General features: G+C 72.6%; 19 protein-coding genes. 10 read left to right on the forward strand and 9 right to left on the reverse strand.

Translation table 11 applies throughout. The features are described from left to right. Nucleotides 1-30: 30 nt before the first annotated feature. Nucleotides 31-1,407: an ABC transporter substrate-binding protein gene (locus GA0070213_RS05040; protein ID WP_091057997.1), complete on the reverse strand. Its 1,377-nt coding sequence runs from the start codon at nt 1,405-1,407 to the stop codon at nt 31-33. 236 nt (nt 1,408-1,643) lie between these two features. Next, nucleotides 1,644-2,645, reverse strand: coding sequence for a LacI family DNA-binding transcriptional regulator (locus GA0070213_RS05045; protein WP_091058000.1), 1,002 nt, complete (start codon nt 2,643-2,645; stop codon nt 1,644-1,646). A gap of 175 nt (nt 2,646-2,820) precedes the next feature. Here GA0070213_RS05045 and GA0070213_RS05050 point away from each other — a divergent pair, with 175 nt between their 5' ends. Next, nucleotides 2,821-4,848: a glycosyl hydrolase family 28-related protein gene (locus tag GA0070213_RS05050; RefSeq protein WP_091058002.1), complete on the forward strand. Its 2,028-nt coding sequence runs from the start codon at nt 2,821-2,823 to the stop codon at nt 4,846-4,848. Between the two features lie 94 nt (nt 4,849-4,942). Here the strand turns inward: GA0070213_RS05050 and GA0070213_RS05055 are convergent, their stop codons facing one another. The 5 genes from GA0070213_RS05055 to GA0070213_RS05075 all read right to left on the reverse strand — a co-directional run bounded on the left by GA0070213_RS05055 (nt 4,943) and on the right by GA0070213_RS05075 (nt 10,199). Beyond that, nucleotides 4,943-5,992: a polysaccharide deacetylase family protein gene (locus GA0070213_RS05055; protein WP_091058005.1), complete on the reverse strand. Its 1,050-nt coding sequence runs from the start codon at nt 5,990-5,992 to the stop codon at nt 4,943-4,945. Between the two features lie 667 nt (nt 5,993-6,659). Continuing rightward, complete coding sequence (locus GA0070213_RS05060; RefSeq protein WP_091058579.1) at nt 6,660-7,469, reverse strand: SigB/SigF/SigG family RNA polymerase sigma factor; 810 nt, start codon at nt 7,467-7,469, stop codon at nt 6,660-6,662. A 152-nt stretch (nt 7,470-7,621) separates the two neighbouring features. Further along, a complete protein-coding gene (locus GA0070213_RS05065; RefSeq protein WP_091058008.1) occupies nt 7,622-8,182 on the reverse strand; it encodes a GerMN domain-containing protein in 561 nt (186 codons plus the stop codon). Continuing rightward, nucleotides 8,179-9,528, reverse strand: a complete 1,350-nt coding sequence (locus tag GA0070213_RS05070) for a sensor histidine kinase (RefSeq protein ID WP_091058012.1) — start codon at nt 9,526-9,528, stop codon at nt 8,179-8,181. The genes GA0070213_RS05065 and GA0070213_RS05070 overlap by 4 nt, the downstream gene beginning before the upstream one ends. Beyond that, nucleotides 9,525-10,199: a response regulator transcription factor gene (locus GA0070213_RS05075; RefSeq protein WP_091058015.1), complete on the reverse strand. Its 675-nt coding sequence runs from the start codon at nt 10,197-10,199 to the stop codon at nt 9,525-9,527. Before GA0070213_RS05075 ends, GA0070213_RS05070 begins: the two co-directional genes overlap by 4 nt. 152 nt (nt 10,200-10,351) lie before the next feature. On the opposite strand from GA0070213_RS05075, the gene GA0070213_RS05080 reads away from it, so the two are divergent. The 5 genes from GA0070213_RS05080 (at nt 10,352) to GA0070213_RS05100 (ending at nt 13,470) form a co-directional block, all read left to right on the forward strand. Next, on the forward strand, nt 10,352-10,723 hold the full coding sequence (locus tag GA0070213_RS05080) for an STAS domain-containing protein (RefSeq protein WP_091058019.1): 372 nt from the start codon (nt 10,352-10,354) through the stop codon (nt 10,721-10,723). A gap of 9 nt (nt 10,724-10,732) precedes the next feature. Beyond that, nucleotides 10,733-11,044, forward strand: a complete 312-nt coding sequence (locus GA0070213_RS05085) for a hypothetical protein (protein WP_091058583.1) — start codon at nt 10,733-10,735, stop codon at nt 11,042-11,044. Next, entirely contained in the window at nt 11,041-11,577 is a 537-nt protein-coding gene (locus tag GA0070213_RS05090; RefSeq protein WP_091058023.1) for an STAS domain-containing protein, read from the forward strand. The genes GA0070213_RS05085 and GA0070213_RS05090 overlap by 4 nt, the downstream gene beginning before the upstream one ends. A 23-nt stretch (nt 11,578-11,600) precedes the next feature. Further along, complete coding sequence (locus tag GA0070213_RS05095; RefSeq protein WP_091058026.1) at nt 11,601-11,888, forward strand: BON domain-containing protein; 288 nt, start codon at nt 11,601-11,603, stop codon at nt 11,886-11,888. 142 nt (nt 11,889-12,030) lie between these two features. Next, nucleotides 12,031-13,470, forward strand: a complete 1,440-nt coding sequence (locus GA0070213_RS05100; protein WP_091058029.1) for a cellulase family glycosylhydrolase — start codon at nt 12,031-12,033, stop codon at nt 13,468-13,470. A 56-nt stretch (nt 13,471-13,526) separates the two neighbouring features. Here the strand turns inward: GA0070213_RS05100 and GA0070213_RS05105 are convergent, their stop codons facing one another. Next, nucleotides 13,527-14,429 carry an AurF N-oxygenase family protein gene (locus GA0070213_RS05105; RefSeq protein WP_091058031.1) on the reverse strand — a complete coding sequence of 301 codons (903 nt, stop codon included), beginning with the start codon at nt 14,427-14,429 and terminating at the stop codon, nt 13,527-13,529. A 48-nt stretch (nt 14,430-14,477) separates the two neighbouring features. On the opposite strand from GA0070213_RS05105, the gene GA0070213_RS05110 reads away from it, so the two are divergent. The 4 genes from GA0070213_RS05110 (at nt 14,478) to GA0070213_RS05125 (ending at nt 17,035) form a co-directional block, all read left to right on the forward strand. Beyond that, entirely contained in the window at nt 14,478-15,185 is a 708-nt protein-coding gene (locus GA0070213_RS05110) for a TetR family transcriptional regulator (protein ID WP_091058034.1), read from the forward strand. Beyond that, the gene (locus GA0070213_RS05115; protein WP_091058038.1) at nt 15,182-15,439 is read left to right on the forward strand and encodes a DUF4873 domain-containing protein; all 258 of its coding nucleotides are present in this window, start codon (nt 15,182-15,184) and stop codon (nt 15,437-15,439) included. The genes GA0070213_RS05110 and GA0070213_RS05115 overlap by 4 nt, the downstream gene beginning before the upstream one ends. Nucleotides 15,440-15,498: 59 nt before the next feature. Continuing rightward, nucleotides 15,499-16,131, forward strand: a complete 633-nt coding sequence (locus GA0070213_RS05120) for a YdcF family protein (protein WP_091058041.1) — start codon at nt 15,499-15,501, stop codon at nt 16,129-16,131. A gap of 94 nt (nt 16,132-16,225) precedes the next feature. Next, complete coding sequence (locus GA0070213_RS05125; protein ID WP_091058586.1) at nt 16,226-17,035, forward strand: glycosyltransferase family 2 protein; 810 nt, start codon at nt 16,226-16,228, stop codon at nt 17,033-17,035. On the opposite strand, the gene GA0070213_RS05130 is transcribed toward GA0070213_RS05125, so the two are convergent. Next, nucleotides 16,934-19,501, reverse strand: a complete 2,568-nt coding sequence (locus GA0070213_RS05130) for a discoidin domain-containing protein (RefSeq protein ID WP_245716268.1) — start codon at nt 19,499-19,501, stop codon at nt 16,934-16,936. The genes GA0070213_RS05125 and GA0070213_RS05130 overlap by 102 nt on opposite strands. Between the last annotated feature and the right edge of the window lie 48 nt (nt 19,502-19,549).

Genomic DNA, 19,549 nt, shown 5'->3' on the forward strand with positions numbered 1-19,549 from the left:
CGGTGCTGACCGGCCCCCACACCGGTCGGGTCAGCTACCGGCGGCGAGGAGCTGGTTGACCTTGTCCTCGGCGGTCTTGAGCAGGGCGTCGATGTTCGCGTCCGGGTTGGTCAGCACCCCGGACATCGCGGCGTCGAGCACCGCGTAGATGGCCTGGGCGTTGCGCGGCTCACCCTTGATCGGCACCGGGTTCGCCTCGAAGACCGCGAAATTGGTGGTGTCCACGTTGGCGTTGGCCTTGCGCAGCTCCAGTTCCTGCTTCTGCGCGTCGCTGCCGTTCGTGAACAGCAGCGGCTGGGGCAGGCCCACCGGGTAGTTCTGCGGCTTGGCCCGGGCGTAGTCGAACTGGCCCTTGCCCGGGGTGAGCTTCTGGTAGGCGATCCACTTCAGGCCGGCCCTGACCTGCTCGGGCGACAGGCCCTTCTTGAAGAAGTAGCCCTCGCCACCGCCGAGCGTCGCCTTCGCCGGCCCGCCCTGGCCGGGCAGCGGGCCCATCGCCCAGTCCTGGTACGTGCCCTGGAACTGCGTGACGATCGCCTGGGTGGCGTCGGGCGCGCCGATGAACATGCCGACCTTGCCGGCGCCGGCGTTGGTCAGCAGGTCACCCCACTGCAGGAGCTGTCGGCTGCCCATGCTGTTGTCGCCGTAGCGCATGTCCTTGAGGTTCTGCAGGACCTGCTTGCCGGTGGCGTTGTTGAAGTCGGCCTTCTTGCCGTCGGCGCTGAGCACCTGGCCGCCCTGCGAGTAGAGCAGCGAGGTGAAGTGCCAGCCGCCGGTGTTGCCGGCGCTGTACTCGGAGTAGCCCGCGACGCCACCGCCGAGCGCGGAGATCTTCTTGGCCGCGGCGCGCACCTCGGGCCACGTCTTCGGCGGGTTGTTCACGTCGAGCCCGGCGCGCTGGAACAGCGCCTTGTTGTAGACCAGGCCCATCGAGTAGTTCTTCACCGGGATCCCGTAGAGCTTGCCGCCGTCGGTGAAGACCTCCTTGAGCGCGGGGTCGACGCTGTCCCAGGTGCCGATGGTGTCCTTGCTGGCGTACTCGGTGATGTCCATCGCCTGCCCGGAGTCCAGCACCTGCTGCAGGTCGGTCATGTAGCCGTAGAAGACGTCGGTGACGGTGCCGCCGGCGAGCCGGGCGGTGAAGTCCGGCGGGTTGTTGCACTGCTCGCCGACGCTGACGCTCTTCACCACGATGGTGGGGTTCTGCCGCTGGAACTCGGCGACGTCGTCGTTCCAGTTCTTCAGCAACTCCTTCTGCGCGCCGACCGGCTGGCAGTCGACAGTGATGGTGACCTTGCCGCCGGCGTCGGCGGAGTCGTCGCTCTTGGTGGAACACGCCGCGAGGCTGAGCCCGAGGCCGGCCGCGAGCGCCGCCGCCGCGACCTTCCGGTACTGCGGTACGGACATCTGTCCATCCCTTCGGGAACGGGAGTATCGATGACGTTCAGTGATGTGCGGGAACCGCTGGTGAGTGGAGTCAATGTAGCGATGACGACTCTTCACGGCAAGGTTTCAACCTGATGACGAAAGAACACGACTTTGCAACGGCTGATCGCGACCGTGGGTCATGGGGGCGCACGAAAAGGCCGCCGACCGCTGGTGGCGGTCGGCGGCCGGTGGCCGGTGGCCGGTGGCGCGCGGGATCAGGTACGGGGAGCGGGTGCGGTGGAGCCGCGGACCACCAGCTCGGGTTCGAAGAGCAGCTCGTCGCGCAGCACGCCGGCCCCCTCGATCTGGGTGACCAGCAGGTCGACCGCGGCCTGGCCCATCGTCTCGATCGGCTGCCGCACCGTGGTCAGCGGCGGGTCGGTGCAGGTCATGAACGCGGAGTCGTCGAAGCCCACCACCGACACGTCGGCGGGCACCGTGCGACCGAGCCGCCGGGCGGCCCGGATGGTGCCCAACGCCAGCACGTCGCTGGCGCAGACGATGCCGGTCACGCCGCGTTCGACCAGCTTGGTCGCGGCGACCCGGGCGCCCTCCATGGAGAAGCTGGAGCGCTCGACGTAGCGGCGGTCCTCGCCCCAGCCGGCGGCCCGGACCATGGCGTCCAGCTTGCGCCGCGACGGCACGTGGTCCTCCGGGCCGAGCACCAGGCCGATCGTCTCGTGCCCGAGCGAGCGCAGGTGCCCGTACGCCTGCTCGACGGCGACCGCGTCGTCGGTGGACACCCGCGGGAAGCCCAGCTCCTCGACGCCGGCGTTGACCAGCACGACGGGCAGGCCCCGGTCGATCAGGCGCCGGTAGTGCTCGTGCGAGGCGTCGGCCAGCGCGTACGACCCGCCGGCGAAGATGACGCCACTGACCTGGTGGTCCAGCAGCATCTCCACGTAGCCGGACTCCGGCACGCCGCCGATGGTGCGGGCGCAGAGCGCCGGGGTGAAGCCCCGTTGGGCGAGGGAGCCGGTGACCACCTCGGCCAGCGCCGGGAAGATCGGGTTCTGCAACTCCGGCAGGACCAACCCGACCAGCCGGGCGCGCTCACCCCGCAGCTTCGTCGGGCGCTCGTAGCCGAGCACGTCCAGCGCGGTCAGCACCGCCGTCCGGGTCGCCTCGGACACGCCGACCCGACCGTTGAGCACCCGACTCACGGTCGCCTCGCTGACACCCGCCTTGCGGGCCACCTCCGTCAAGCGCTTCGTCACGGCGGCAATCGTACGTCAGATTCTTGCAAGAAATGAACAGCGGGTCGGTCCGGAATCAGTCATGTCGGCGCGCCTGCTGCTCGAAAGATCTGGGCATATTGATGCTTGAATGACGACAGAGTTCAGGAATAACATGGCCGCCACCGTTCCCTCCCCCGAGAAAGTGGGTGCTCCGATGCAGCGGAGCGTTCCCGGCCCGGCGGGCCGTCCGTCCGTACCGAAACTCCTCGCCGTCGTGGCCACGGCCGCCGCCCTTGTCGTCCCGCCCGGCGCCGCCACGGCGTCGCCCGCACCGGCCGGCCCCGCCGTGGTGACGACGCGGGCCGCGCTCGACCCGGCGCTGGTCGCCGGTCGCGGCGCCCGGGTCGACTACCTGGAGCAGGAGGCCGAGCACGCCCGGACCACCGGCACGGTCATCGGCCCCGACCGCTCCGCCTACACCCTGGCCGGCGAGGCCTCCGGCCGTCGTGCCGTGCGCCTGCTCCCCGGCCAGTACGTCGAGTTCACGCTGCCCCGCGCCGCCAACGCGCTCACCGTGCGGTACAGCATCCCGGACGCGCCGGGCGGCGGTGGCATCACCGCGCCGCTGCGGGTCGCCGTCGGCCACGCGCCCGCGCGCACCATGACGCTCACCTCGCGGTACGCCTGGCTCTACAACCAGTACCCGTTCACCAACGACCCCGACGCCGACCTGCTGCACCCGGACTGGTGGATCACCGAGTGCTCCTGCGTGCCGGCGGCCACCACGCCGGCACCGACGATCAGCAAGCCGTTCCGGCCGCACCACTTCTACGACGAGCAGCGGATGCTGCTCGGCCGGACGCACCGGGCCGGCGAGGTGGTGCGGCTGACCGCCCCCGCCGGGACGGCCGCCGCCTGGACCGTGATCGACCTGCTGGACACGCACCTGATCGTGCCGCCCCGGGTGCTCCCGCACGCGGTGAACGTGCTGGCCTTCGGCGCCGACCCGACCGGCCGGCGGCAGTCCGCCGATGCGTTCGACCGGGCCGTCGCCCACGCCCGCCGGGTGCACCGCCCGCTCTACCTGCCGCCGGGCACCTTCCAGGTCGACCGGCACGTCGTCGTGGACGACGTGACGATCATCGGCGCCGGCAGCTGGTACACCGTGGTGAAGGGGCGCGAGGTCGCCCTGGACACCCCCGCGCCCGACGGCTCCCGGCACACCGGGGTCGGCTTCTACGGCCGCGACGCCGCCGACGGCGGCAGCCGCGACGTGCACCTCTCCGGCTTCGCGGTCGAGGGCGACGTCCGTGAGCGGATCGACACCGACCAGGTCAACGGCGTCGGCGGCGCGCTCAGCCACAGCACGATCGACGGCCTCTACCTGCACCACACCAAGGTCGGCATGTGGTTCGACGGGCCGATGACCGACCTGCGGGTCACGAACACGGTGATCGCCGACCAGATCGCCGACGGGCTCAACTTCCACACCGGCGTCACGCACTCCTCGGTCACCGACACGGTGGTCCGCAACAGCGGCGACGACGCCCTGGCGATGTGGTCGGAGGGCACCGCGAACGCGTCGAACACGTTCGCGTACAACACGGTGCAGTCACCGGTGCTGGCCAACGGCATCGCGCTCTACGGCGGCGCCGACCTGACCGTCGCGCACAACCTGATCGCCGACCCGGTCCGCGAGGGCAGCGCCATCCACGTCGGCGCCCGCTTCGGCGCGGAACCGTTCGCCGGCCGGATCCGGATCACCGGCAACACCACGGTCCGGGCCGGCACCTACGACCTCAACTGGAACATCGGCCTCGGCGCGATCTGGTTCTACGCGCTGGACCGCAGCATCGACGCCGACGTCCAGGTCGTCGGCGACGCCTATCTGGACAGCACCTACAACGCGATCATGTTGGTCAGCGACTGGCCGGTGAAGGACAGCGTCCGCATCGACGGCGTCGCCTTCCGCGGCATCCGGGTGGACGGGACCGGCACCTCGGTCGTCAGCGCCCGATCGGCCGGCGGGGCGAGCTTCGCCGACGTCGACGCGCGCCACGTGGGAGCGGTCGGGGTCAACAACTGCGGCTCGTTCCACTTCACGCCGGCCGGTTCGGAGTTCCGGCTGACCGACCTCGGCGGCAACGACGGCGGTTGGCTGGCGCCCTGGCTGCTGCCCAACACCATCACCTGCGACGACCGACCGCCGGTGGTGCCGCCGCCCCCGCCCGCCCCCTGGTGACCTGGGCGCGGCCGCGCCTGCGCGACACCGCGTCGGGGAGGTGGCGGGATCGGATCGACCCTGATGCCGCCACCTCCCCGACAGGTCACCGGGATCAGCCCGTGGTGCAGGAACGGATCTGGGCTCTGGCGCCGCTGTTGCCGTTCATCATCGTGGTGAAGCCGAAGGTGTTGCCGCTGCCGTTGGACCGCATCGTCATGACGTAACCGGTGTTGTCCCAACTGGGCGAGCCGTTCCAGGTGGTGACGATCCGCTGCGGCGCGGTCACCGCCACGACCACGGTCCAGTTGCTGGCTCCCTGAACCGTCACCGAGGTGTTGTACCGGTCACCCCAGACGTTGGGGGTCGTCGCCGTCGCGGTGCACCCGCCGGTGGGAGGCGGCGTGGTCGGCGTCCCGGTCGGCGGCGGAGTGGTCGGCGGCGGAGTGCCGTCCGGGGCCACCGCTCGGCCGGTGCTCGGTGAAATCATGCCCGGGCAGAGGTTACGACTGCTCAGGTTGGCCATGATCTGCGGAATCGCGTCGCGGGTGTTCTGAATGCCGTCGTGCATCAGGATCACCTGGCCGTCCTGGAGACGGCCGGCGTTGGAGACGATCTGGCTGACGCTGGCGCCGTTCCAGTCCTGGGAGTCGACGTCCCAGATCACCTGGCGCAGGCCGAGCGACGCGGCGACCGACTGCAGGGTCGAGTTGGTCTCCCCGTAGGGCGGGCGGAACAGCTGCGGCCGGACGCCGGTCGCCGACTGGATCGCCGAGTTGGTCTGGGAGAGGTCCGACTGCATCTGGCTCTGGCTCATCGAGGTCATGTGCGCGTGGTTCCAACTGTGGTTGGCCACCCACATGCCCGCGTCGACCTGCGCCCGCGCGGCGGACTGGTTGCTCTGCACGTTCTGCCCGACGTTGAACATGGTCGCCCGTACGCCGTTCGCGCGCAGCACGGACAGCAGTGCGCTGGTGCTGCCGGTCGGCCCGTCGTCGAAGGTGAGGCCGACGTACCCGTTGCAGGTGGCGGCGCTGGACGGAGTGGCGGCGACCGCGAGACCGGCGGCACTGAGCGCCACGGTGGAGGCGAGCACGGCCATCCGGACGGTGAGGCGCGATGTTCGGGGAGCGGACGGGCGGCGGCCGCCGATGCTGGCGTACATGAGCAGGTCCTCCTTGGGACGGGTGACACCTGACGACACGTGGGTCAATCGACACAAATAGATGCCACAGCGCTCGGAGTATGTCAGCGGCGTTTCGAACACGTCAATGATTTTCCGGAAGTTTTCCGGAAAAGATCGGCCGGCCCGTGCAGGACCTCCGGACGCCGCAGCCGTCGCGGGTCCGGCTCCTCCCGGACCTGGCGGCGGGGCCGGCCAGCCGCTGTCCACCGCGCAGCGCGGCGATCGTGTCGGCATCGTCGGGGGGCGTGCCGGCCACTCCCGCCGCCCGGGCCTCGGCGGCGAGCCCGGCAGCCGAGAGGGCGCGAGCGAGCGGGGCGAGGGCCGCACCGGTGATCCCGGGCCGCGGCCGGAGCGGCGCGGTCCCCGACGTGGTGGTGCGCGTCGATGATCCGTCGGCGGTCCCAGTTCCCGGACCACCGTCGGCCGGCCAGGCGTCCATCGACGTTCCAGCGTCGTTCGCCTCGTTCGTCACTCGGCCGACGGCGCGGGATGGCGTCTCCGCCGAGCCGGGGGCAGGCGATGTCGGCCGGGAGCGGCCCGAGCGGATGGAAAGACGCGACCGCCACCGGCGGGGCCGGTGGCGGTCGGGACGGGCATGTGAAGAAGGGGCCCCGCCTGCATCGCAGGCGGGGCCCCTTCTTCCTTCTCAGGCCTCGGCGAGCTGGCCGCGCAGCTTGGTGAGCGCGCGGGCGAGCAGTCGCGACACGTGCATCTGGGAGACACCGACCCGGGTGGCGATCTCGCTCTGGGTCAGGTTGCCGTAGAAGCGGAGCGTGAGGATCTTCTGCTCGCGCTCGTCGAGCGTGGCCAGCGCCGGGCCCAGCGAGGCGCGCAGGTCGGCCAGCTCGTACTCGTTGTCCTCGGTGCCGAGGGTGTCGCCCAGCTCGGTGGCGCTGTCGCCGTCGCCGATCGGGGTGGAGAGCGAGACCGCGTTGTAGGCGCGGGCGCCCTCCAGACCCTCCAGCACCTCTTCCTCGGTGACGTCGAGGTGGGTGGCGATGTCGGCGACGGTCGGGGCCCGGTTGAGCGTCTGGGTCAGCGAGCTGTTCGCCTCCGAGATGCGCAGCCGCAGCTCCTGGAGGCGGCGCGGCACCCGGATGTTCCAGGTGCGGTCGCGGAAGTGCCGCTTGATCTCCCCGAGGATGGTCGGGATGGCGAAGCCGGCGAAGTCGACGCCGCGCGAGGCGTCGAACCGGTCCACCGCCTTGATCAGGCCCAGCGCCGCGGTCTGCGCGAGGTCGCCGGCCGGCTCGCCGCGACCGCTGTAGCGGGCGGCCAGGTGGTTGGCCAGCGGCAGCCACGCCTCGATGACCTGGTTGCGCAGGACGGCCCGCCGGGGGTGGTCCGCCGGCAGTTCGGCGAGCGCCGCGATCAGCTCGCTGGCGCGGTTCTCCTCACCGGTCTGCGGCGCGCGGTGCACCTCGGTGACGGACGGTGCCATGGTCATCGTGGTCATGCTGCCCTTCCTGTCCTCGGAGAACGGGGTGGACTCCCACACCGGTCGTGGGGGCAACAGTAGACCAAAGGTCACCGGCAAATCAACCGAACGGCCGATGGATGTTTAGCCTTAAAAGTGGACATAACCGCGACGGAGTTCGGAAATCGCGGTCAGCGGGGCATCAACGGCCGATAGTCGGCGGCGGTGAGCGGCAGCGCCGAGACGCTCCCGTCCGCACGGGGCACCTCCAACGGCTGCCCGTCGCGCCGGAACGCCACGCTGTCCACGTCCGGCCGCTGGGTGAGGCTGCACACGATCTGGCCATAGGCCAGCACCTCGTCGTTGCGGCGGGCGTCCTGCCCGGCCTGGCGCACGTCGATGGTGGCGACGTTGCCGGTCATCGTCGCACCGGCCACCACCACGGTGCCCGGCAACGCGGTGGCCAGCCCGCTACGGCGCTCCGCGCTGTCCGGCCCGGCCAGCAGGTGCTGCAGGTGGGCGTCCACCCCGGGCAGGCCGTCGACCCGGCGGTTGACCACCGCCAGCCCCTCGTCCCGCACGAAGCAGAACGGCTCACCCACCCGCCCGTCCGGATCGGCGGTGGACGTGCCCGCCGGCGTCGGGAAGCGGCCGGGCGGCTCCCGCACCAGCCGGGGCTCGTCGTCGACCGGGACGCCGCAGCCAGCCGACAGGACGACCGCGAGCAGCGCCGGAACCAGTCGCCGGTTCATCGGACCGCCCCCGGCAGTTCCACCCGGAACCGCGCGCCCGGGTGCCGGTCCCGCACCGCGGCCGTCCCGCCGTGCGCCGCGGCGTGCTGGGCCACCAGGGCCAGGCCCAGGCCGGTGCCGTCGGTGCCGGCCCGGGCGTGCGCCGCCCGGCCCCGGACGAACCGGTCGAAGATGGCTTCCCGGTCCGCCGCCGGCACACCCGGCCCGTCGTCGTCGACCTCCACCACGCCCACTCCGTCCACCGCGTCCAGGCGGACGGCGACCGGCCCGCCGCCGTAGCGCTCGGCGTTCTCCAGCAGGTTCAACAGGACCTGGGCGAGCCGGCGCCGGTCGACCCACCACTGGTGCGGCACCCCGCCGCCGACCCGCACCAGGTCCTCCGGCAACGACCGCTCCCGGCAGGCGGCCCGCGCCAGCTCGGCCACGTCGACCGTCTCGCGGTGCGCCGGCTGCTCGGTGCGGGCGAGCTGGATCAGGTCGTCGACCAGGCGCTGGAAGCGGGCCACCTCGTCGGCGACCAGGCCGGCCGCGGTCGCGGTGCGCTCGTCCTGGTGCTCCTTGCGACGGTTCAGCACGCTGGCCGCCGCGGCCAGCGTCTGCAACGGGGAGCGCAGCTCGTGGCTGACGTCGGCGGCGAAGCGCCGGTCCCGGTCGATGCGCTGCACGAGCTTGTCCACCATCTCGTTGAACGAGCTGGACAGCCGGGTGAGGTCCGGGTCGGTGGTCGGGTCGAGCCGGGTCGCGAAGTCGCCGGCCGCGATCCGCTCCGCGGCGTCGGCGACCGCGGTGAGCGGCCGCAGACTGTTACGGGTGGCGTACCAGCCCAGCGCCGCGCCGGCTCCGGCGACCATGATGGCGACCGCGGTCAGCGCCAGCCCGACCACCTGGAACGTGTCCTCCACCTCGCGCAGCGAGGTCAGCTCGTAGTAGCCCAGCTCACCCGGGAGCGGGACGCCGACCAGCAGCGTCGGCTGACCGTCGAGGCGGATCCGCTGCACGGCCGGCTGGCCCTCGGCGACCACGCGCTGCAGCTCCGCCGGCACCGAGCTGGCACCCACGTCGGCGGTGCGGGCGTACCAGCCGGTGCGCAGGTGCAGCAACGGCCGCCGGGCGCTGCCGGTGTCCAGCGAGCGCAGCACGGCCACCACGTCCGGGGTGCCGGTGTCCAGGCCGGAACGGACCACCGCGGCGTCGTAGTACGCGGCCCGGACCGCGGCGCGCTCACGCTCGTCGAGCAGTGAGCGGCGGGTCAGGTCGTACGAGAAGAGGGCCATCAGCGCGGCGAGCAGCAGGGCCCCGACGGCGAACGCGGCGGTGACCCTGGCGCGCAGTCCCGGTCGGCTCATCGCTGCAGCTTGTATCCGAGGCCACGGAGCGTGACCAGGTGGCGGGGATTGGCCGGATCCGACTCGATCTTCTGTCGCAGCCGGCCCACGTGCACGTCGACCAGCCGCTCGTCGCCGGTCTCGTACCCCCACACCCGGCTCAGCAACTGCTGGCGGGACAGCACCCGGCCGGCGTGCTCGGCCAGCTCGCAGAGCAGCCGGAACTCGGTGCGGGTCACCGGCACCGGCTGGCCCGAGCGGCGTACCTCGCCGGCCTCGGCGCTGATCTCCAGATCGCCGAAGAACTGGGCGGGCGCGGGGCCGGCGACGGTGCGAACCCGTCGGCGCAGGGCCCGTAGCCGGGCCGAGAGTTCCTTGATCGCGACCGGCTTGACCACGTAGTCGTCGGCGCCGGCCTCCAGCGCGGCGACGATGTCGTGGGTGTCGTCGCGGGCGCTGATCACCACGACCGGCACGTCGTCGTCGCGTCGCAGCTGACGGATGCAGTCGAAGCCGTTCATGCCGGGCAGCATCAGGTCGACCAGCACGTAGTCGGCCGGGTTCTCCCGCTGCTGGCGCAGCCCCTCCTCCGCAGTCGCCGCCCCGCCGGCGTCGTAGCCCTCCTCCTCCAGGGCGAGCTGCAGCGCGAGCCGGATACGGTCGTCGTCCTCGATCACCAGTACGGCCGTCATATGGGCATCATGACCGGCCGAACACGGGTCGCCCAATCGCGCCGGCCACTCACGGTTTTTGTCATCGAACCGTCATCCAACCGTCCGGTGACCTCCAAGGTCGGCGCACAAGGTGGGAAGCGCCCTCCGCACCCGTCCCGGAAGCGACCCCGATGACCAGCACCCTGCCGTCCTCCCCGCCGGACTCCACCGTGCCGCACGTGCGCGTGGAAATCACCGATGAGCTGGACCTCGACGGGCTGCCCGAGGTCGCGCACGTGCTCGACCAGGTCCTCGCGCTACGCCCCCGGGAGGTGACGATCGACCTCGCCGGGTGCCGCCACGTGGACGCCGCCGCGATCGCGCTGCTGCTGGACGTGCACCGTCGCCTGAGCCGACGTGACGGGACTCTCACCCTGAGCAACCCGCACCCCCGGATCCGGCGCATCCTCGACACCGCCGGGGTCGGCGCGACAGTGCCCGTCGTCGACTCGCCCCGCACGCCCGTCCGCGGCCGGGCCCGGGTCGCGTCCGGCCCGCGCTGAGGAGGAGTGGTGACCGTCAGCACGCTCGTCGGGGCGCTGGTCGTCGGGCTCGCGATCGGCGCGGTGGGTCGCCTCGTGATCCCGGGCCGCAAGGCGGCCCCGATCTGGCTGACCCTGGCGCTCGGCGTGGCCGCCGCGCTGCTCGGCGCGATCGTGACCGGGCAGGTCGACCGCCGCCCGACCGGTTCACCGCTGCTGCCCCTGCTGGTGCAGTCGGGCTTCGCCGCCGTGGCGGTCATCCTGGCGGTGCTCGCCGCCGGGCGGTCGGCGGACCGGCAGGCGCCCCAGGACCCGGGCGCCCGACGGAAGGAGGAGGTGTGACGGTCGTACCGGCGGAACACCTGATGATGCTCATCTGCGACGGCTGCGGCGACAGTGTCACCGGCCCGGGCACCACCCTCCCCGACGCCGAGGTGGTGTGGACGCTGGTCTTCGAGCACGACTGGGTCGGCTCGCCCTTCGCCGCCGGGCCGCACCACTGCCCCCGGTGCAGCGTCCGCGCGGCGGTCGCCGACGACGGCCTGGGAATGGACGACCTGGAGCAGGTCGGCGGCCCGCGGGCCGCCCCGGAGGAGGCCTCCGCCGAGGCGGTACGCCGGGCGCTGGCCGACCGGCTCGTCCGGGACGACCGGGTGCTGGTCGACCTCGCCGAGCTGGAGGTGATCGACTCCGCCGGCCTCGGCCTGCTGGTCCGCGCGCACCAGGAGGCGCGACGCGACGGCCGGCAGCTCTGCCTGGTGGCACCGTCGCGCTTCGTGCTCACCGTGCTGCACACCATGCGTCTCGACGGCGTCTTCGGCGTCGTCGACGACCGCGCCCCGGCGTCGGGCGTCGCGCCCGGCGGGCGGTCATGACCGTAGAAGAAGGAGCCTCCCCCGTGATGATGCCCTGGCCGTACCCCGAGTTCCCGTTCACCGGCGGGCCGGAGCCCGACGACGCGGACGTGCGGCTCTCCTCGCTGGTCGCCCAGCGGCTGAGTGCCGACTGGACCACCCGGCGGCAACAGATCACGGTGACCGTGCAGAACCGGGTGGTGATCCTCGCCGGGCTGGTGGCCGATCCGGAGACCCGCCGGGTCGCCGCGGAGCTGGCCTGGGACGTGCCGGGCGTGTTCGACGTGTGCAACGCGGTGCGGCTGTACGGGGGCCGGCGCGGCCGGCGCTGAGCCTGTCGACGGCGGTTGCACGTATCGGCCTCCGCCTCTACCCTCGGCGTGGGAGCGCTCCCCTGTACGCCACGTCGGGCTTTCCGGGCAGGTTGACGACGGGCACCGTCCGATCATCGCCCACCAGATGGGACCTTCCCGCATGTTCTTCATTCCCCGCCCGTCCCGGCGGCACCTGCTCGTCGGCGGCGCCGTCGGCGCGCTCGCCCTCGCGGCGACGGCCGTCCTGCCGTCGACGAACGCGATGGCGGCGACCGGTTGCGCCGTCACCTACACCACCAACTCCTGGCAGGGCGGCTTCACCGCCAACCTGACGATCAAGAACCTCGGCGACCCGGTGAGCGCCTGGACGCTGGGCTTCACCTTCCCGGACGGGGGCCAGCGGCTGGTGCAGGGCTGGTCGGCCACCTGGCAGCAGAGCGGTTCGGCGGTCACCGGGCGCAGCCTGGACTACAACGGGTCGCTCGGCACCGGGGCCAGCACCACCGTCGGCTTCAACGGGTCGTGGACCGGGTCGAACCCGAGCCCGACCTCGTTCACGCTCAACGGCACGGTCTGCACCGGCGGCACCACCACGCCGACGACGCCCGGCACGCCACCGACCACCACTCCCCCGCCGACGACGCCCCCGCCACCGACCGGCACCACGCCGGTGGCGGTCAACGGGCAGCTGCGGGTCTGCGGCGTCAACCTCTGCAACCAGTACGGCCGGCCGATCCAACTGCGCGGCATGAGCACCCACGGGTTGCAGTGGTTCGCGAACTGCTACACCGACACCTCACTCACCGCGCTGGCTGACGACTGGCAGGCCGACCTGCTGCGCATCTCGATGTACGTGCAGGAGAAGGGCTACGAGACCAACCCGACCGCCTTCACCAACCAGGTGAACACGCTCGTCGACAAGGCCGAGGCGCGGGGCATGTACGCGCTGATCGACTTCCACACGCTGACGCCCGGCGACCCGATGTACAACCTGGAGCGGGCCAAGACGTTCTTCGCGAACGTGGCCGCGCGCAACGCCGCCAAGAAGAACGTGATCTACGAGATCACCAACGAGCCCAACGGGGTGAGCTGGTCGACCATCCGCAGCTACGCCGAGCAGGTGATCCCGGTGATCCGGGCCGCCGACCCGGACGCGGTGGTCATCGTCGGCACCCGGGGCTGGTCCTCGCTGGGCGTCTCCGAGGGCGGCAACTCCGACGAGATCGTCAACAACCCGGTCCGGGCGGAGAACATCATGTACACATTCCACTTCTACGCCGCGTCGCACAAGGACAACTACCGCAACGAGGTGCAGCGGGCCGCCTCCCGGCTGCCGCTGTTCGTCACCGAGTTCGGCACGGTCACCTACACCGGTGACGGCGCGGTCGACACCGCCAGCAGCAACGCCTGGCTCGACCTGCTCGACCGGCTGAAGATCAGCTACGCGAACTGGACGTTCTCCGACGCGGCCGAGGGCAGCGCGGCGCTGCGCCCGGGCACCTGCGCGGCGGGCACGTTCACCGGCCCCTCGGTGCTCACCGAGTCCGGCACGTACATGCGCGACCGGATCCGCACCCCGGACAACTTCCCCACCTCCTGACCGGGCGGCCGGCGGCGACCCTCCCCCCCTTCGGGTCGCCGCCGGCCCGCCCCCGCTCAGGAGGCGATCAGGCCGGAGCGCCGCCACAGCGCGCGGCCGGGGCCGGCGATCAGCCCGAGGTCGTCCAGGTGCTCGGCGATCCGCTGGGCGGACCAGCGCAGCGTGGCCTGCCAGTGCGGGTTGCTCCGGGCCGCGGCCAGGCCGACCGCCGGCGCGATGCCGACCGCCGCGTACGCCCGCGGGTTGACCAGCCGCCGGCTGATCGAGTGCGCGGCCCGGCCGATCACCAGCCGCGCGTACGCCAGCGCGACCGGGCCGGCGGCCTCGACCTGGCGGGCCAGCTCGTCGCGGGCGAAGCGGACGTGCCGGGCCTCCTCCACCACGTGGATCCGGGACACCATGCGGATCAGCGGCTGCACCGACTCGTCGGCCATCGCCTCGCGCTGGAACGAGTCGAGGATCTCCTCGGCGATCAGGATGGACGCGTACATCTGCGGGCCGGTGGCGGTGGCCTTGAGCCAGCGGCCGAGCAGGTGGTCGACCGGGTCGGCGCGGTAGACCGGGCACCCCATCGCCTCGATGAGCCGACCGAACATGATGGAGTGCCGGCACTCGTCGGCGACCTCGGTGAGCGCGTACTGGGCGTGCCGGCTGGTCGGGTCCGCGTCGTAGTAGTGCCGGATCAGCATCTGCATGAGGATCGTCTCGAACCACAGGCCGGCGCTGGCCGCGCCGGCCACCTCGTGCCTGGTCAGCTCGATCCGCTGGTCCTCGGTCATCGCCTCCCACAGCGACGTGCCGTAGAGGCTGCTGCGTGCCGGCGGCATCCAGTAGGCGCCCGGCACCGGGGGCGCCGACCAGTCGAGGTCGACCAGCGGGTCGTAGCTGGTCCGCACCGAGGCGGTGAGCAGGCGGTCGGCGACCGCCTCGCGGGGGAATCCGGCCGGCGTCCGCTCCATGACCCCTCCAGGTTGACGTAACTTCGGGTAACTGTTACGAGTGGTAGCATGCGACGCACCTCCACCGATGTCAATGGCTCCGACGGCCCGACGGAGCCACCGCGCAGCGGCCGGCGTGACCGCTGGGCGGACCATCGCGAGCAGCGCCGGCACGAGTTGATCGGCGCGGCCGTGCAGGCGCTGCTGCGGTTCGGCCCGGCCGTCGACATGGACCAGGTGGCGGCCACCGCCGGGGTGAGCAAACCGGTGCTCTACCGCTACTTCGCCGACAAGGCGCAACTCTGGCTCGCGGTCAGCGAGGTGGTCGCGGCCCGCGTGGTGGACGCCATCGCCCCCGCCGTGGCACAGGTACGCGAGGAACGGGCGCTGGTCGAGGCGACCATCGACGCCTACCTGAGCGTGATCGAGTCCGAGCCGACGCTCTACCGGTTCCTCGTACACGAGGCCGGCCACCCCGGCATCCAGCAGGTGGTCACCGGCACCAGTCGGCAGGTCGCCACCGGGCTGGCCCGGGTGATCGGCGACCGGCTGCGGTCGCTCGGCCTCGACGCCGGCCCGGCCGAGCCGTGGGCGTACGGGCTGGTGGGTTTCGTGCAGGCGGTCGGCGACTGGTGGACCACGCACGGGCAGCCGATCCGCCGGGCGGCCCTCACCGACTACCTGACCACGCTGCTGTGGAGCGGCATCGAGGGGGTCCGGCGCGGCGCGGACCTGCCGCCGGAGCTGACCCGCGCGCACGAGCGGATCGAGCCGTGAGCTGGCAGGGACCGGCCGAGGTGGCCGGCACCCCGGTGCGGCTGCACGCCGCCGGCCGGTGGGAGCCGGTCGACGGCCGCTACCACTGGGCCGGGCGGATCGAGCCGGAGCCCCGGGTGGCGCGGCTGCTGCGCGCCGGCCGGCGCGACGTCGAGGTCCGGATCGGCGACCGGGTCGCCCCCGCCCGGCTCACCGAGGTCGACCCGTGGGGCGGGGTGCGGATCACCGGCGTCGGCCCGCCCCCGTGGGTGTGAGGAGGGGCCCCCTTTTAACAGACGGGTGTTAAAAGGGGGCCCCTCCTTACACTTGGATCATGATCGCCACCGTGCTGCTCGTCTTCGGTCGCGGGGTGGTGGCCGACGGCGGCGACTACCGGCTCACCGCCGAGAGCGTCGCCCGCACCCGGGCCGCGATCGGGTACGTCCGCGCCCACGCGGCCGAGTTCCGGGCCGCGCCCGACGCGCGCGTGGTCTTCACCGGCGGCTGGCCGCACGGTCCGGCCGGCGCGCCCGACCCGCCGGCGCAGCACCGCGAGGGCGAGCTGATGCGGGCCCTCGCCCGCGACGCCGGCCTCGACGGGTACGCCCGGCTGGACGCCGAGACCCGCTCCCGCACCACGCTGCAGAACCTCGCGCTCACCGTCCAGGACGGACTGCTCGACGCGGCCCGGTTCACCCCCACGCACCCGCTCGGGCTGGTCTCCCACCCGTGGCACCTGCCCCGGATCCGGCTGCTCGCCCGCCGCGCTCTCGGGCTACGCGGCGCCGACCTGGTGGACGTGCCGGTGACCGGCCCGGATCCGGTGCCGGCCCGGCGGGAGCGGGCGGCCCGGGTCGCCTGCCGGCTCGGTTACCTCGGCCTGCGTACCCCGGAGGCGCTGTTGCGGCGCGAGCGCGGGCTGGCCCGCGCCGCGCTCCGGGTCGAGCGGCTTCTCGGCGGTCGCTGACCATGGTGGATTCGCGGACCGGCCCCGGGGGTACGACGGTCCGCGATCGACCCGGCGGGCCGTGCCGGCGGGCGACACCACCTCGGGAGGTTCCGTGATCGTGCTGGTGCCGGTGTACCGGCCGGGTGACCGGCTGCCGCCGCTCGTCACCGACCTCGCCGCCGCGGTGCCCGGGGCGTCCGTGCTGGTCGTCGACGACGGCAGCGGCCCGTCCGCCACCGCGGTGCTCGACGCGGCCCGCGCCCGGGGCGCCACCGTGCTGCGTCGCCGGGTCAACCGGGGCAAGGGCGTGGTGCTGCGCACCGGTTTCCGGTACGCCACGACGCACCGCCCGGGCGACGGCGTGGTGTGCGTGGACGCGGACGGCCAGCACGAGGTGTCCGACGTGGTTCGGGTGGCCGAGCGGATGCGGGACACCGGGGCGCAGACGCTGGGTGTGCGCCGCTTCGACGGCGAGGTGCCGGCCCGCAGCCGGTTCGGCAACGCGGCGACCCGGGCGGCGTTCCGGCTGGCCACCGGCCGCGACGTGCGGGACACCCAGACCGGTCTGCGCGCCTACCCGGCCGGGCTGCTGGGCTGGCTCGCCACGATCCCCGGCGACCGGTTCGAGTACGAGATGAACGTGCTGCTGGAGTCGGCGCGGGCCGGGTTGCCGATCGAGCAGGTCGACATCGCCACCCGCTACCACGCCGGCAACTCCGGCTCGCACTTCTCGGCGCTCGCCGACTCCGTGCGGATCTACCGGCCGCTGGTCGGCTACGCCGCCGCCCGGGTGCTCTCCCCCGGGCGGCGGCGGGCCGGGTCAGGGATAGCTGACCAGGTTGACCGGGACGGTGGCGGTGCCCTGCGCGGTGGCGCCGGTGTCGTTGATGACGTGGGTGATCGACCCGTTGCCGCCCAGTGACACGGTGAGCAGGTCGTGGAACCGCACGCCGGAGCGGGCCGGCGCCTCGAAGGCGTGGTAGGCGGCGATGGTCGGGTCGACGTTGAAGTAGCAGTAGCTGCCCATCCCCCAGCCCTCGAACGAGGTGACGCTGTCGGCGACCTTGAACGCCGCGTACCCGACCCGTGAGCCGTTGGTCCAGGCGGCCGCGTTCGGCGGGTCGTACGGCAGCTCGTTCTGGAAGAAGATGGTCCGTCCGTTCTCGCCGTTCCAGATCACCTCGTGCTTCTGGTAGTGCTCGACGAAGAGGCCGAGCGCGGTGACGTTGTCGCCGTTGACGATCAGGCCGGTGTCGGCGGTGTTCACGGTCCAGCCGATGCCGGTGCCGTGGTCGCCGCGCCAGGCCCAGATGTGGTCGATCAGCGCGTCGTCCTGATTGACCACCAGGCTGGTGGTGGCCTTGCCGGCGTGCGCGCCGCCGATCCGGAAGAACACGTCCTGGATCGAGGTGGGGTCGGCGGTGTGTCGCGCCGCCGACCCGGCCGGGCCGACCTGGAGCAGCACCGGCGAGTTGACCGCGCCGGCGTCGAACAGCAGCCCGGCCAGGCGCACGCCGTCGACGTCGGCGACGGTCATCGGCACCACGCCGTTCTGCGGCACCAGCGTCGGGTAGCCGAGGCCGAGCACCACAGTGCCGGCCCGGTTGACCGCGACGGTCTGGTCGACGGAGTAGACGCCGGGGGTGAACAGCAGGTTGAGCCCCTGGGCCAGGGCGGCGTTGATGGTCGAGGCCGAGTCGCCGGGCTTGGCGACGTAGAACTGGCTCAGCGGGATCGAGGTGCCGGCCGTCGCCCCGCCCAGCCAGGACGCCCCGCTGGCGTTGGTCCGGGTGGACGGCACGAACACCTGGTAGGCGCCGGCGGCGTCGAGGTAGAGGTAGGGCACGTCCCGGCTGACCGGGGTCTGCGCCAGCGTGGTGTACGGCGGGTTGGGGAAGCTGGTGGCCGGCGCGCCGACGACGCCGGAGTTGGTCACGTTCCAGACCGCGTTGAGGTAGCCGCCCACGTTGCTGTCGCGGGTGTACCACTGCTGCTGCGAGTAGGGCTGGACGACGCCGGTCACCCGGCTGTCCGCTATGTAGCCGCCGCTGGCCCAGCCGTAGCCGTTCGGGGCCAGGTTGAGGTCGCCCTGGATGTCCATCCGGCGGAACGGCGCGGCCTGCGACACCGCCCAGCGGGTGAACCCGGCGGACGGGTAGACCCGCATGTTCGCCGCGGAGCGCCAGAAGTTCTGGGTGGCGTTGCCGTTGAACCAGCCGGCGTCCACCGTGACGTCGCCGTGGATCCGCACGTCGCCGGGGTTCCGGCCGAGGCCCATGATCGAGGTGTAGAAGCCGATCTGCGCGTTGATGCCGGAGTAGTCGCCCGGCTTGAACATCAGCGCGTACCGCTGGGTGCCGAACTGGTTGGACTCCTGGGTGCGGAAGACGGTGTCGAGCTGGCCCTGGATGGTGGCGGCGGACATCGACGGGTCGAAGGTGAGCACGTTGGGCCCGAGCGAGCCGCCGCCCGGGATGGTGCCGCCGCCGGTGGTGTTGACCGCGACCTCCCACAGCGAGTAGCCGTAGCCGGTGGCCCGCGCGGTGCCGTACACCCGCAGGTAGCGGCCGGACCCGGTGACGGTCACCGTGTCGGTGCCGCCGTCGCCGGTGGTGGTGCCGTACACGGTGGTCCAGGTGGCGCCGTCGGTCGAGGTCTGGATCTGGTACGCCCGCGCGTACGCCGCCTCCCAACTCAGCACCACCCGGCAGAGGGTGCGGACGCTACCGAGGTCGACCCGGAGCCACTGCGGGTCGGCGGCGGCGCTGGCCCAGCGGGTGCCCGGGTCGCCGTCGACAGCGGCGGAGGCGGGGGTGCCGGCGTTCTCGGTGGACGAGGCGGTGGCCGGCCGGCCCTGCGCGGCGTTGGTCGCGGTGTCGCAGCCGCTGCCGCCGCCGGTCGTGCCGTAGACCTGGAACTCCCAGAGCGAGTAGCCGTACGCGGTGGCCCGCGCGGTGCCGTACACCCGCACGTAGCGTCCGGTGCCGCTGACCGTCAGGTCGTCGGTGCCGCCGTCGCCGCTCGAGGTGCTGAACACGGTGGTCCAGGTGGCGCCGTCGGTCGAGGTCTGCACCTGGTACGCCCGCGCGTACGCGCCCTCCCAGGCCAGGCTGACCCGGGAGACGGTGGCGGTGGCGCCGAGGTCGACCTGGATCCACTGGGGATCGGCGAACGCGCTCGACCAGCGGGTGCCGGCGTTGCCGTCGGTGGCGTTGGACGCCGGCGTGCCGGCGTTCTCGGTGGAGGAGGCGGTGGTGGGCCGGCCCTGCGACAGCAGCGGATCGGCGGCCCGGGCCGGGCCGGGCGGCGCGACCAGCGCCACGGCGGCGAGCAGGGCGGTCAGCGCGGCGAGGAACGGCCGGCGGCGTCTGGACGGTACGGGTGACATGGGCATCTCCGGGACGGGTGGAGTGCGGGTCGGGGATTCCGGGCGTGG

This window comes from Micromonospora humi (genome assembly GCF_900090105.1).
GTDB lineage: Bacteria > Actinomycetota > Actinomycetes > Mycobacteriales > Micromonosporaceae > Micromonospora > Micromonospora humi.